Raw genomic sequence first — 12879 nt, forward strand, 5'->3', positions numbered from 1 at the left:
CACGCCGTGTTCGGTGAAACTCACTTCAGCGCCCCCGAGCTGAGCCCGGACTGGATCTGCCGCTGGAAGATGATGTAGACCACCATCACCGGCAGGATCGTCATGCTCAGCGCGGCGAACAGGCCCGGCCAGTCCGCCTCGTAGCCGGCCCTGGTGGAGATCCGGGCGATGCCGAGCGTGAGCGGCCACTTGTCCGGCGCGCCGCCCATGAGCGCCAGGGGCAGCAGGTACTGGTTCCACTGCCCCAGCACGTTGAAGATGGTGATGCTGACCAGGCCGGGCTTGGCCATCGGCACCATGATCTGAAAGAACGTCCTGGTGTGCGAGGCGCCGTCGATCAGCGCCGCCTCGGCGACCGCCTCGGGCAGGGTGCGGAAGAACGCGGCCAGGAAGAAGATCGTGAAGGGCAGCGAGTACGCGATGTAGACGATGATCAGGCCGATGTGCGAGTCGAGCAGCCCGAACTGCTTGACGACGAAGAACAGCGGCCCGAGCGCCAGGAAGATGGGGAAGGCGAGCCCGGCGACGAAGTAGTAGTAGATCAGCTTGCCGCCGAGGAACTTGTAGCGGGCCAGCACGTACGCCGCCATCGAGCCGAACAGCATCGTGCCCGCCGTGCCGAAGAACACGACGATGACCGTGTTGAACATGTACTGCCCGACGTGCGCCTTGTCCCAGGCCCGGCCCCAGGCGTCCAGCCGCAGCGCCCCCGGGAGCTGGAGCGGGTCGCCGAAGATCTCGGTGTTGCTCTTGAACGAGGCCAGGAACGTCCACAACAGCGGCAGGATGATCAGCAGGGCCCAGACGGCCAGGGCGACATGGGAGAGCCCGCTCAGCACGCCGGGCCGCGGCCTGCCCGCTCCACGCGAAGCCATCAGAGCTCAACCCTTTCACGCCTGGTCGTGCGGAGCGTCAGCACGGCGAACGTCACGGTCAGGAAGAACAGCACCACGCCCATCGCCGAGGCGTAGCCGACCTTGTGGTAGTCGAAGGCGGTCTTGTAGATGGTGATGGGCAGGATGGTGGTGGCCCCGTCGGGCTCGCCCCGGTCGCCCGCCAGCACCTGGATCAGCGCGAAGCCGTCGAAGGCGGCGATCCCCAGGTAGATCCAGCCGACCTGGAGGGTGTCGCGCAGCAGCGGCAGCGTGATGGAGAAGAACAGCCGCACCCGGCCGGCCCCGTCGATCGAGGCGGCCTCGAAGTAGTCCTTGGGGATGGCGGCCATGCCCGCGGAGAACAGCACCACGTAGAAGCCGACCGCCTGCCAGACCATCACCGCGATGATCGACCAGAGCGCGAGGCCCGGCTCGGTGAGCCAGCCGATCGGCTCGGACAGCCCGAGCCTGGCCAGCGTGCCGTTGATCACACCGTCCTCGTCGGGACGGTAGATGGCCTGGAACAGCACGCCGACCACGGCCACGGCGAGAACCTGGGGGAAGAAGAACACCACCCGGTAGAAATTCGACCCCCACACCCCGCGCATTCCCGCGCCGCGGGTGCCGCCGCCGAGATTCAGCAGGAACGACAGGAACAAGGCGATGACGATCGTCAGGAGCGGCAGCACCAGCAGGAGAATTCCGTGATTGCGCAGGGCCTGCCAGAAATTGTCGTCCTCGAACAACCGGCCGAAATTGTCCAGCCCCACGTATCGGACGACCGAGCTGACGCCGTTCCAGCTCGTCAGCGAGAGCTGAAAAGCCTGCACATATGGGCTGATCACGAAGACCGTGTAAAGCGTGACCGGGACGGCCAGGAACCCGATGACGAATCCGTACTTGCGCAACCGCTCCATGTGCTCAGGCGCTCCGCGTCTGCTTGGTGACGGAGTCGTCCTTCTTGACGTCGTCGGCCTTCTTCTGCATGCGCTCGCAGAACTCGTCGGGGGTGATGCGGCCGGACATCAGGACGTTGGTCTGCTCCCAGCCGTAGTCGAACAGCTCCTTGTACCAGCCCTCGAACCGGGCGTCGGTGATGATGTTCTCGCCGGCCGCCTCCTGCGCCTTGGCGGCGCTGACCAGGCCGGGCGGGAACTCGGAGCTGTCGGCGGCGCCGGTCACCACCGTGAGGTTGTTGGTCTTCTTGGTGAAGCCCGCCGCGCCCTCCTTCGACAACATGATCCGCAGGTACTCCAGGCCGCCCTGCGGGTTCTTGCCCTTCGCCGCGACGACGAAGTTCTCGCCCACGCCGACCTGGATCGCGCCGTACGGCATCTTGTCGGAGGCGGTGACGTCGGGGATGGGGGCCAGGGCGTACTCGAAGTCGAGCGGGATGTCCTTGGTCATCTCGTTCTCCAGCCAGGAGCCGCAGGGGTAGAACAGCACCTTGTTCTGCAACTGCTTGACCTGGGTCTGGGTGTGGTCGAGGCCCAGGTACGCCTTGTCGCCGTACTTCTGCTGGACGTCCAGCCAGGCGGTGACCGCCTGCTTGACCGCCTCGCTCTTCCAGGCGTTGTCGACGAGGTTGTCGATGTCGATGATGACCTGGTTGCCACCGATCTTGGCGGCCGTGTAGAGGACGTTCCAGAGCTGGTAGTACGGGCCCTTCTTGCCGGGATAGGCGAAGAGCACGACGCCTTCCTTCTTGGCCGTCTCGCCGAGCGCGGTGAACTCGGCCCAGGTCTTCGGCACGCTCCAGCCCTTGGCGGCGAACAGCTTGGCGTTGTACCACAGCGCCCGGTGGGAGACGGTGTAGTTGAGCACCAGGTCCTTGCCGTCGAGCTTGCCGTTCTGCAGCACGAGGGGCGTGATCGTGTCGCGGACCTTCTTGGACGGGTCGTCGAAGGAGGGCGCGTCGTAGAGCGGGGTCAGGTCGGCCAGGTGACCTTCGGCGGCCAGCGCGGCCAGGTCGAGCGCCTCGGGACCGGAGTTGTTGATCACGTCGGGCATGTCGTTGCCGACGATGCGCGGCCGGAGCTGGGTGCCGATCTGCTGGGTGGCGGTGTGCTTGACCGTGACGCCGGCGTGGGCCTTCTTGTACAGCTCTTCGTGCAGGTCCTTGGCGTAGGAGTCGCCGTAGCCGCCGCTGAAGATGACCACTTCGAGCGGCTTCTTGACGTCGACGCCGAAGGGGTTCTTGGGGTCCGCCGACGCCGCGATCGACGTGGCGGGCGCCGCCGAGGGCTGGTCGCCGCCACCGCCGCTGGTCGCGCAGGCGCTCAGCAGGCTCGCGCCGGGCCCGGCCACGAGCGCGGTCAGGCCGATGCGGCGGAGCAGCTGACGCCGAGTGATCTCGCCCGGGTGGGTCATGGGGGCTCCCGAAGAGGATTCAGTTAGGAAAGTTTCCTAAACGTTTGCCCGAACGTACGAATGCCCGCCGACACGCGTCAAGGGGGCGCAATCGAGACGTGACCTTGCCGTGATCCCTTGCCTAGAACGACGTTCTAGAAGCAGGGTGGGTCACATGATTATCGAGTACGCGGACCGGGTATGGCGCGGCGAGTCTGACGACAGCATCGTGGACACCGGCATGGAGGGCAAGGGCGTCCAGACCGTGACGGAAGGCGTGGGCTGGTGGGCCGGGTTCGGCAACGCGATCGCCTTCGAGACCGAGGGCGAGCTGCTGCTCTTCGACACCGGCGGGCCGTGGGCCGCCGGACGCCTGCACGAGGACGTCCGCCGCTGGTCCCGGGCGCCCCTGACCACCGCGTTCTACTCACACGGGCACATCGACCACGTCTTCGGCACGGGACCGTTCGAGGAGTCGGGCCCTCGGGCCACGGTTTACGCCCATCAGGCGGTGATCGATCGGTTCGACCGCTACCTGCTGACAAATGGTTACAACACGGTGATCAACCAGCGGCAGTTCCAGAACACCCGCCTGCGCTGGCCCGCCGACTACCGGCGGCCCGACGTCACCTACACCGACGCGCTGACCGTACGGCGCGGCGGGCTGACCTTCGACCTGCTGCACGCCAAGGGCGAGACCGACGACGCCACCGTCGGCTACGTGCGCGAGCACCGGCTGCTGCTGCCCGGCGACCTGTTCATCTGGGTGACGCCCAACTGCGGCAACCCCCAGAAGGTGCAGCGTTACCCGCGCGAGTGGGTGCACGCGCTGCGCCGGATGGCGGCCCTCGACGCCGAGATCATGCTGCCCAGCCACGGCGCGCCCGTCTTCGGCGCCGACCGCGTGCGGCAGGCGCTGCTGGAGACGGCCGAATGGCTGGAGTCGATCATCACGCAGACGCTCGACCTGCTCAACGCGGGCGCCCGGCTCGACGAGATCGTGCATTCGGTGAAACCTTCCGAGCGCCATTCCGACCGGCCCTATCTGCGGGCCCGCTATGACGAGCCGGAATTCGTCGTACGCAATCTGTGGCGCCTTTACGGCGGCTGGTACGACGGCAATCCGGCCAATCTCAAACCGGCCCCCGAGGCGGCGCTGGCCAAAGCCGTGGCGGAACTCGTGGGCGGGCCGCACGCGCTCGCCGACGCGGCGCTCAAAGCCCTTTCCGAGGGCGACGAGCGGCTCGCCGGACATCTCGCGGAAATGGCCGCGCTGGCCGCTCCTGACGACTCGGGAGTACACGGGGTCAGGGCCCAGGTTTTCGCCGCCCGAGCGGCCGGTGAACAGTCGTTGATGGCGAAGGGCATTTTCACCTGGGCGGCCGCGGAATCCGCGGCCCGGACGGACGGGGAAACCCCGGCGCCCCTCGAAGGCGCATAGACGCCGCCGAGGCCGGTGCCGGGGTTCGCCGGACTCAGCCGGGGTTCGCCGGAGTCAGTCGGGGTTCGCCGGAGTCAGGGACGGGCCCAGCCCTTCTGCGGGCGGGCGGCCCGCGGAAGGGAGTCCTTGGGGACGTCGGCGGAGGCCACGGCGGTCACCTGGACCGTGTCCGAGGCGACCTTGATCGCGCTGTCGACGATCCAGTCGTCCTTGACGTGCTCCGCGGCCACTTCGTAACCGCTGCCGCTGCCGTCGGGGTTCGACCACATCACCTCGTACTCGATCTTGAGACCGCGGCGCGACAGCTCGGCCCTGGCGTGCGAGACGGGCTTGCCCACGAGCTTGACGCCCGCCACGCCGTCAGCGGCGATGCCCACCGTGCTCGGCGCGCCGGCGGCGTACCGTTCACCGGGCTCGGCCGGGCGGCCGATCGCGAAGATGACCTTGCCCCGGTACCCGGTCGGCATGGAGATCGTGCCGCACCACACCGACGCGCAGTTCTCGACGCTGCGAACGGTCACGCCGGTCCCCGGCGGGAAGTTCCCGGGGGTGGCGGGGCCGAACAGCATGCCCGCGTACTCGGGCGCGACCGGGATCTTCTCCACCGTGGCGTCCAGGCCGACGGCCCTGAACGCCTCGGTGTAGGCCGCCGCCTCCGCCTCGGGGTCGGTGATGACGACGTCGATGTAGTCGTCGCCGGTCTTGACGGTGACGGCGGCGTTGGCGTATTCGGTGACCGGGCCGAAGATCGGCAGCGTGACGGCGAGCACGGCGGCCAGCCCGGCCGCCACCGCCCCCAGCAGGAACATCTTGCGCGGCGCCCTGCGGCGCGGGCGCGCGACGGGCTCGCGCCCCTCGGCGGTGATCGGCTCGGACGTGATCGGCTCGGACGTGATCGGCTCGGACGTGATCGGCTCGGACGTGATCGACTTCATGAGCGCCCGCGCCCCCGCGCCGGACGCCTGCCCGGCGGGCACGCCCGCCAGCTCCTCGTCGCGCACCCGGGCGAGATCGGCGATGTTCACAACGAGCTCCTTGCCGCGCCTGCGCGCGGGATCGGCGACGTTCACAACGGGCTCCTTGTCGCGCCCCCTCGCGGGATCTGGGATGTTCACAACGGGCTCCTTGTCGCGCCCCCTCGCGGGATCTGGGACGTTCACAACGGGCTCCCTTCGAGGGCGACGGCCTGTGTGCGCTCGACCCCGGCCTCGGTCAGGCGGCGGGCGAAGCGCCGGCGGGCCCGGTACAGGCGGACCCGTACGGCGTTGCGGGTGATGCCGAGGGCGGTGGCGATCTGGCCCGTGTCCAGCTTCTCCCAGGCGACCAGGGCGAGCAGCTCCCGGTCGTCGTCGGAGAGCGTCTTGAACGCCCGGGCCAGCGGCGACAGGTCCTCGACGGACGGCCCGGCGACCACGGGTGCGGCTGCCAGTTCCGCCCGTAACGCCTCGGTGCGCCGCTCGTGGCGGCGCTCACCGCGCCGGTGGTTGGCCAGCACCTTCCTGGCCACGCCGTACAGCCAGAGCCGGGCCTCCTCCCCGCTCGGCACCTCCTCGATGCGCCGCCACGCGATCATGAACGTCTCGGCCACCACGTCGGCCGCGTCGTCGGGGTCGGGGCAGCGGCGCAGCGCGTAGCCGAGCAGGGGTCTGTAGGAGAATGCATAGATCTCCTCGAACCGGCTCTCGGGATCGGCTCCCATCCGGTCTCCTTACGTGAGCATCAACAACACTCACCCCATGTCCGGATTTTTGGCAGCATTACAGCTCTTGGCGGGAGGAGTCGGTTTGACGGTGAATCGCATCGTAGGCGTCGGCGTGCTGCTCACGGACCCGGACGGGCGCGTGCTGCTCGGCGAGCGGGTGAAGGCGGGCGAGCCCCTGTCGTGGTGCCTGCCCGGCGGGGCGGTGGAGCCTGGCGAGACCTTCGAGGCGGCGGCCGTCCGCGAACTGGCCGAGGAGACCGGCATCCGCGACGCCGGACCGCCGGTCGTCACCGGCATGGCCCTGGACCACCCGGAGGGAGCCGTACGGGTGACGGCGGCGGTCGCCATGCTCCGGGGCGCCGACGCTCCGGCGGTGACCGAGCCGCACGTCTTCCGTTCATGGCAGTGGTTCCCGTACGACGGGCTGCCGTCCCCGCTGTTCCCGGCGACCGCCCTCGTCCTGGCCGTCCCGGCCTCCGGCTCCGGCGACGGGCTCTACAGGATCACGCCGCCGTCCGTCGCCCGGCCGTGATCCCGGTCGTCAGGAGAAGACCTGCTGGAGAGATCGTCCGGCGTTCGCGCGGACGGTCCAGGCCACGAGGTGGTCGACCTCAGTACAGGCATCGATCCGCTCACGGACGTCGTCCGGCACCTCGATCCCACGCGCGTCCAGCAGATACAGCACGATTCTCCGTGCGGTCTCGTGACTGCCCTCTGCGTGGCCCACTGCGTGGCCCCTGCCGAAGTGTTGGTGGGCGAAGCGGCTGTGGCCCGGCCAGTCGGTGGACGCCATGATCTCCTCCAAGATGCGACGCGAACGCCTCGATGACCTTCCGCTCACGCCCGTGGATCATGACGGACATGACCGCGAGTTCGAGGTGGGCGGCGGCCTCTTGCGGGTCGGTGATCGCCGGTACGTCGTCGGGGCCCAGCACGTACGCCTGGAGGCGGTAGCCGGTAAGCCCGGTGTCGATCGGCTGGGAGTAGGAGGCGGCGGCTCCCCGGTCCGGACAGACGACCAGGACTGTCACGTCGCAGCGCAGCATCAGCCACTGCGCGGCGGCGTAACGGGCCAGTTGCCGGGGGTCTTTGGACTTGTCCTGCTGGATCTCCACGATGATGGCGTGCGCGGGGCTCTGAGGCGGGCCGAGCACGATGCCGAGGTCCGGCTCGATGTCGTCGGAAGGCCGGGTGTTGAACAGGCGGTCCTCCTGCCGGACCAGCCGCCACTTGAGGCCGGTCGGCGAACATCTGTCTGAGAGCGTCATGTCGGGGGGACGACATGACACTTATTGTCACACGGCGAGCGCTTAGTGTGACCATCTTCCAGAGCCGAAAGCGCCGTTCGCGGCGAGGTGAAGGCGCCGTCCGGGGGGTTCCGCAGGCCCACCCGGTGACCGGGCGAACGGGTGGGCCGTTCGGGTGAGGGTCAGGCGAAGTGGGTGCGGGTTTCGGTGAAGGCTTGGTCGGTGGCTTCCAGGGCGCGGGCCACGTCCTGCTCCGTCAGGGCCGCCGACATGAACCAGTTGTGCCACGGGTGCAGGTACACCCCGTGCCGCAGGCAGGCGTCGCTCCAGTACAGGGCCGTGGACAGGTCGGCGTCGCCGTCGAAGCTGAGCCACGGGATGGTCACCGGGCCGGTCTGGTTCACGACGAAGCCGTTGGACTTGGCCTGGGCGTACAGGCCCTCCCTGAGCTGGGTGCCGGCGCGTTCCATGGCGGCGATGCCGTCCGTGTCGCGCAGGGTCTCGATGGTGGCCTTGGCGGCGGCCATCGCCACGGCCGAGAACCAGAAGGAACCGGTCGTGTAGAGGGTCTGGGCGGCGCCGCGCAGGGCGTCGGTGCCGGTGACGGCGGCGATCGGGTAGCCGTTGGCCATGGCCTTGGACCAGGCGGTCAGGTCGGGACGCACCCCGTACGGCTCCCACGACCCGCGCAGGTCGATCCGGAACCCGGCCCGCACGTCGTCGATCACCAGGGCCGCTCCGATGCGGTCGGCCAGGGCGCGCGCGCCGCGCGCGAAGGCGGGCTCGACCAGCTCCTGGTCCTCGAAGGAGTCGTGCTTGAAGGGGGTGCAGATGATCGCCGCGACGTCGCCCTCGACGGTGGCGGCGGCGGCCTCCAGGGACTCCAGCGAGTTGTAGGTGAACTCGACCAGGTCGGCGCGCTCATTCGGGGTGGTGCCGGCGGTCGAGGGCGTGCACCAGGGGTCGGCGCCGTGGTACGCGCCGTGCGCCATCAGCACCTTCGTGCGCCCGGTGGCGGCGCGGGCGACCATGAGCGCCTGGGTGGTGGCGTCGGTGCCGTTCTTGGAGAACATCGCCCAGTCGGCGCTCGGCACGGTGTCGACCAGCAGCTCGGCCAGCTCCACCATGATCGGCCCTGGGCCGTTGAGGCAGTCTCCGAGCGCGAGCTGGCGCGCGGCGGCCTCCTCCACGCGCGGGTGCCGGTGCCCGAGCACAACCGGTCCCCAGCTGCACATGAGGTCGATGTACTCGCGTCCGTCCACGTCCCACTGGCGGCAGCCCTCGCCGCGCTGGAAGAACTGGGGGTAGCCGGGGGCGAAGATGGCCGCGTTGAGGTGCCCGTACATGCCGCCGGGGACGACCTTCAGCGCGCGCTCGCGGAGTTCGGCGTCAGTCATGCGAGAGTCCTTAGGGTGGATTCGAGGTCGGTGAGGCCGGCGTCGGAGCCGAGCCCGGTGGCCACGCGGGCCGCCGCGGCGGTGCCCCAGCGGGCGGCCTCGACGACGTCGCGGCCGTGCAGCAGGCCGGTCAGGAAGCCGGCGCAGTACGCGTCGCCGCACCCGGTCGTGTCGGCGACCTCCGTCTCCAGCGCCGGCACCCGCTCGGGCCCGCCGCCGGAGGTCAGCACGAGGCTGCCGGCCGCGCCGAGGGTGACGAGCACACCCTTGGGGCCGTCGGCGAGCAGGGTCGCGGCGGCGGTGGCCACGTCGGGGTCGCCGGTCATGAGCAGCGCCTGCGACTCGTTGGGCAGCACGTAGTCCACGTGGGGCAGGAACGCGCGGGCCATCGCCAGCAGGTCGGGCAGCTCCGACAGCAGGTCCATCGTGACGATCGTGCCGGCCGCGCGCACCTCGTCGAGGAGGGCGAAGAAGGCGGGGTCGCCCAGGCCGAAGGTGACGTCCATGCCGCCCAGGTGGATCGCGCGGGCGCGGCGCAGGACGTCGGGGTCCAGGTCGGCGAGGGTGACGCCGAGGTTGGCGCCGGGCACGTGGAAGCTGGGCCGGCCGCCGTCGGGACGGATGGGCAGGATCGAGGCGGCGGTCTGCTCGCCGGCCCTGCGGACCAGGCGGGAGGCGTCCACACCGCGTTTGGTGAGGACGGCCACCAGGAAGTCGCCGAGCTCGTCGTCCCCGATCGCGCCCATGGTGATCACGTCGTTGCCGAGTTTGACCAGGTCCACGGCCGTTCCGGCGGCGGCGCCGGCGGCGGTGAGGCGGATCTGCTCGACGAGTACGGTGTCCTGGCCCTCGGGGATGTGCTCGACGGGCCTGGCGAGGATGTCGACGATGTGCACGCCGACAGTGGCGACGGTCATGGACTAAATAGACAGACGTCCGAATAAAAAGTCAATATGGTGGGAGTCGCCGCGAGAAGAGGGGGATCCCGATGCCGAAGATCGTCGATCACGATGAGCGCAGGGCCGAGGTCCTGTCGGCGGCCCGCAGGGTGATCGTCAGGGACGGCATCGACGCCGCCACCACCAGGGCCATTGCCAAGGAGGCCGGCTACTCCAACGGCGTGCTCGCGCACTACTTCGCCGACAAGGACGAGATCCTGCTGTCGGCGCTGAGCCAGTCGCACCAGCGCATCAGGGAGCGGCTGACGCGCAAGGTCGAGGGCGTGACGGGCCTGGCCGCCCTGCGCGAGCTGCTGCTGGACAACCTGCCGCTGGACGCCGAGCGCACCCAGGAGAGCCGGCTGGAGGTCAGCTTCTGGAGCCGCAGCCTGGCCTCGGACCGGCTGGCGGAGGTTCAACGGGCCGAGGCCGACGAGCTGCGCGCCGCCGTACGGGAGCTGCTGGGCCAGGGCCGCGCGGCCGGCGAGGTGCGCGCGGACGGCAGCCTCGACGACCTCGCCGAACACCTGCTCGCCCTGGTCGACGGCCTCAGCCTGCACCTGCTCCTCTACCCGGGCCGGCTCACCCGCGTCGACCTCGAACGGCTCATGCTCCAGGCGCTCGACCGCCTCTGACAAGGGGAGGCACTGGAAGTATTTCGGACGACCGACTACTGTGCCCACCCATGAGCCTCCGCGAGCAGTTGTGCGAGTACGGCAGGCGCGCCGTCGAGCTCGGCCTGGTCATCGGCACCTCGGGCAACCTGAGCGTGCGTCAGGGCGACCAGGTGGCGGTCACCCCGTCCGGGGTGGCGCTCGACCGGCTGACCCCGGAGGCGTGCCCGATCGTCGACCTGGCCGGCCACCTGGTCGAGGGCGAGCTCCAGCCGTCGTCGGAGACCCCCATGCACCTGGCCGTCTACCAGGCGACGGGCACTCAGGCGATCGTGCACACGCATTCGGTGTTCGGGACGGTCGTGGCCACGACGATGACCGAGCTGCCGCCGGTCCACTACAACGCGCTGCTGCTGGGCGGCGTGGTCAAGGTCGCCGAGTACGCCACCTACGGCACGCCCGAGCTGGCCGCCAACGTGCGGGCGGCGCTGGCGGGCAAGCAGGCCGCCCTGATGGCCAACCACGGCGGGGTGACCATCGGGGCGACGATGGAGCAGGCGTTCGAGGCCACCCGCCTGCTGGAGTGGCTGTGCGAGGTCTACGTGCGCGGGCTGGCCGTGGGCAGGCCGGCGGTCCTGACCGACGAGCAGCTCGCCGCCGTCGTGGACCGCGCGGCCAACCCGCCGGCGTTCCCGCGCCGCCCGAGCTAGCCCGGGGAGCGCGAGCGGGCCGGTCAGGCCAGGGCGGCCTGTTCGGCCAGGCCCAGCGGCAGGCCGCCGGAGCCGGCGATCCGGTCGTGGAACTCGCGCAGCGACCCGGTGAACGACTCCCGGATGCGGTCGATCTCGATGGCCCCCGTCAGGTACGACGGCGCCTGCGTCGGCCAGGCGCAGTAGCGGTTCACCTCGCCCCGGGCGGTGCCGGGCGACAGCGACGCCTTGGTGGCCATGAACGTCTCGGCCTCCTCGATCGACATGTCCTCGCAGTGCAGCGCGGTGTCCACGATGATCCGGGCGGCGCGGAAGAGGCGGAAGTCCAGGTGGGCCAGCTCGGTGGCGGGGGTGTCGAAGTAGCCCTGCTCGTGCAGCACCTTCTCGACGTACAGGGCCCAGCCCTCGGTGAAGTACGGCGTCCTGAAGACCTTGCGGACGGTACGCGGGTTGTCCGCCATGTACGACAGGTGCCAGTGATGCCCGGGATAGGCCTCGTGCACGGCGATCGAGGGCATCTGGGCGCGCGCGTTGGTGCGCAGGCGCTGGCGTACCTGCTCCTCGGTGAAGTCGTCGGGGGTGTAGGGGACGAAGAAGATGCCCGTGCGCGAGCTGCTGAGCGGCGGCGGCGCCAGGTAGTGGGCGACGTACAGCACCGGGCGGGCGTACTCGGCCGAGGGCAGGACCTCGCACTCCTCCCCCTCGGGGAAGGTGACCAGCCCGCGCTCGCGGACGAACTCGCGGGCCCGCCTGGTCTCGGCCTCGTACTCGGCCCGCATGTCCGCCAGGGTCGGCGGGTGGTCGTCCATGAGGGACTCCATGGCGGCCCGCCAGTCCTCGGCGCCGGTCATGCCGAGGGCGACCCGGCGCATCCGGGCGTCCAGGTCGGCCCAGGCGGCCCTGCCCTTCTGGTGCAGTTCGGCGGCGCCGTACGTGAGCATCTCGCGCTCGCGCAGCAGGGTGGAGTAGAGCTTCTCCCCCATCCGCCAGGTGCCGCCGCACTGGAAGCCTTCGAGGAAGGACACCAGCGCGTCGAACGCGTCGGCGGCGGGTTCGGCGGCCTCGGCCAGCCGGGCGCGCAGCGTCTCGTCGCCGACCATCGCCGGGAGCGTGCGGGTGAGGAAGTTGCGGCCCGTACGGGCCTGGTTGAGCCCGCGCGTGACCAGCAGCGGCGCGGCGAGGTCGGGGTCCAGGTTGGCCTGGCAGGCGGCCAGCACGCCGGGCACCTCGGCCAGGCGGGAGATCGCGGCGGCGACCAGTTCGGGCTCCGGCTTGAGCCGCTGCTGGAAGGCGTTGAACAGCGACCCGAAGACGGCCGAGAGGTACAGGCCCGGGTTGCGCCGCCACTCGGGCCAGGATTCGAGCGCGACCGAGCCCCTCAGCTGGGACAGGACCAGGTCTCTGTCGATGGCGTCGTCGAGCGAGCCGGCCGGGGCGTCGGAGAGGCGGTCGATCCAGCGGATCTCTTCCCGGGCTCTGTTCTCCCAGGCGGAGGCGGTGAAATCGCCGAGGGTGTGGTCGTAGCCGTCGGCTCCCAATTGGCTGGCGACGACGGGACGGTCGGAAAAGTACCAGTTGAGAAACTCGTCCACCTACGCACCATATC

General features: G+C 70.0%; 13 protein-coding genes. 4 read left to right on the top strand and 9 right to left on the bottom strand.

Annotated elements, in window-relative coordinates:
- Positions 1 to 20: 20 nt before the first annotated feature.
- From AB0C33_RS16275 to ngcE, 3 genes are read right to left on the bottom strand one after another with little or no spacing between them, the layout of a single operon-like run.
- Positions 21 to 875, bottom strand: coding sequence for a carbohydrate ABC transporter permease (locus AB0C33_RS16275; protein WP_358288136.1), 855 nt, complete (start codon positions 873 to 875; stop codon positions 21 to 23).
- Positions 875 to 1792, bottom strand: a complete 918-nt coding sequence (locus AB0C33_RS16280) for a sugar ABC transporter permease (protein ID WP_352352001.1) — start codon at positions 1790 to 1792, stop codon at positions 875 to 877. Before AB0C33_RS16280 ends, AB0C33_RS16275 begins: the two co-directional genes overlap by 1 nt.
- Before the next feature lie 4 nt (positions 1793 to 1796).
- Positions 1797 to 3245: an N-acetylglucosamine/diacetylchitobiose ABC transporter substrate-binding protein gene (gene ngcE / locus AB0C33_RS16285; RefSeq protein ID WP_358288139.1), complete on the bottom strand. Its 1449-nt coding sequence runs from the start codon at positions 3243 to 3245 to the stop codon at positions 1797 to 1799.
- A gap of 154 nt (positions 3246 to 3399) precedes the next feature.
- Between ngcE and AB0C33_RS16290 the strand changes: the two genes are divergently transcribed.
- Positions 3400 to 4665, top strand: coding sequence for an alkyl sulfatase dimerization domain-containing protein (locus AB0C33_RS16290; protein ID WP_358288142.1), 1266 nt, complete (start codon positions 3400 to 3402; stop codon positions 4663 to 4665).
- A gap of 74 nt (positions 4666 to 4739) precedes the next feature.
- On the opposite strand, the gene AB0C33_RS16295 is transcribed toward AB0C33_RS16290, so the two are convergent.
- Both AB0C33_RS16295 and AB0C33_RS16300 read right to left on the bottom strand, forming a co-directional pair.
- Positions 4740 to 5735 (bottom strand): hypothetical protein, encoded by a 996-nt coding sequence (locus tag AB0C33_RS16295; protein WP_358288145.1) that lies wholly within the window; start codon positions 5733 to 5735, stop codon positions 4740 to 4742.
- A gap of 86 nt (positions 5736 to 5821) precedes the next feature.
- Positions 5822 to 6364, bottom strand: coding sequence for a sigma-70 family RNA polymerase sigma factor (locus AB0C33_RS16300; RefSeq protein ID WP_358288148.1), 543 nt, complete (start codon positions 6362 to 6364; stop codon positions 5822 to 5824).
- Between the two features lie 91 nt (positions 6365 to 6455).
- Here AB0C33_RS16300 and AB0C33_RS16305 point away from each other — a divergent pair, with 91 nt between their 5' ends.
- Positions 6456 to 6899 carry an NUDIX domain-containing protein gene (locus tag AB0C33_RS16305; protein ID WP_358288151.1) on the top strand — a complete coding sequence of 148 codons (444 nt, stop codon included), beginning with the start codon at positions 6456 to 6458 and terminating at the stop codon, positions 6897 to 6899.
- A gap of 100 nt (positions 6900 to 6999) precedes the next feature.
- Here the strand turns inward: AB0C33_RS16305 and AB0C33_RS16310 are convergent, their stop codons facing one another.
- From AB0C33_RS16310 to AB0C33_RS16320, 3 genes are all read right to left on the bottom strand, one after another.
- The gene (locus tag AB0C33_RS16310; protein WP_358288154.1) at positions 7000 to 7635 is read right to left on the bottom strand and encodes a hypothetical protein; all 636 of its coding nucleotides are present in this window, start codon (positions 7633 to 7635) and stop codon (positions 7000 to 7002) included.
- 161 nt (positions 7636 to 7796) lie between these two features.
- Positions 7797 to 9011, bottom strand: a complete 1215-nt coding sequence (locus AB0C33_RS16315; protein WP_358288157.1) for an aminotransferase class III-fold pyridoxal phosphate-dependent enzyme — start codon at positions 9009 to 9011, stop codon at positions 7797 to 7799.
- Positions 9008 to 9928 carry a carbohydrate kinase family protein gene (locus AB0C33_RS16320; RefSeq protein ID WP_358288159.1) on the bottom strand — a complete coding sequence of 307 codons (921 nt, stop codon included), beginning with the start codon at positions 9926 to 9928 and terminating at the stop codon, positions 9008 to 9010. The genes AB0C33_RS16315 and AB0C33_RS16320 overlap by 4 nt, the downstream gene beginning before the upstream one ends.
- Before the next feature lie 71 nt (positions 9929 to 9999).
- Here AB0C33_RS16320 and AB0C33_RS16325 point away from each other — a divergent pair, with 71 nt between their 5' ends.
- Both AB0C33_RS16325 and AB0C33_RS16330 read left to right on the top strand, forming a co-directional pair.
- Complete coding sequence (locus tag AB0C33_RS16325) at positions 10000 to 10584, top strand: TetR/AcrR family transcriptional regulator (protein WP_358288162.1); 585 nt, start codon at positions 10000 to 10002, stop codon at positions 10582 to 10584.
- A 50-nt stretch (positions 10585 to 10634) separates the two neighbouring features.
- Positions 10635 to 11273, top strand: a complete 639-nt coding sequence (locus AB0C33_RS16330) for a class II aldolase/adducin family protein (RefSeq protein ID WP_358288165.1) — start codon at positions 10635 to 10637, stop codon at positions 11271 to 11273.
- Between the two features lie 23 nt (positions 11274 to 11296).
- Here AB0C33_RS16330 and AB0C33_RS16335 read toward each other — a convergent pair whose 3' ends face one another.
- Entirely contained in the window at positions 11297 to 12865 is a 1569-nt protein-coding gene (locus AB0C33_RS16335) for a DUF885 domain-containing protein (protein ID WP_358288168.1), read from the bottom strand.
- Between the last annotated feature and the right edge of the window lie 14 nt (positions 12866 to 12879).

It is taken from the genome of Nonomuraea sp. NPDC048881 (assembly GCF_040649795.1).
GTDB lineage: Bacteria > Actinomycetota > Actinomycetes > Streptosporangiales > Streptosporangiaceae > Nonomuraea.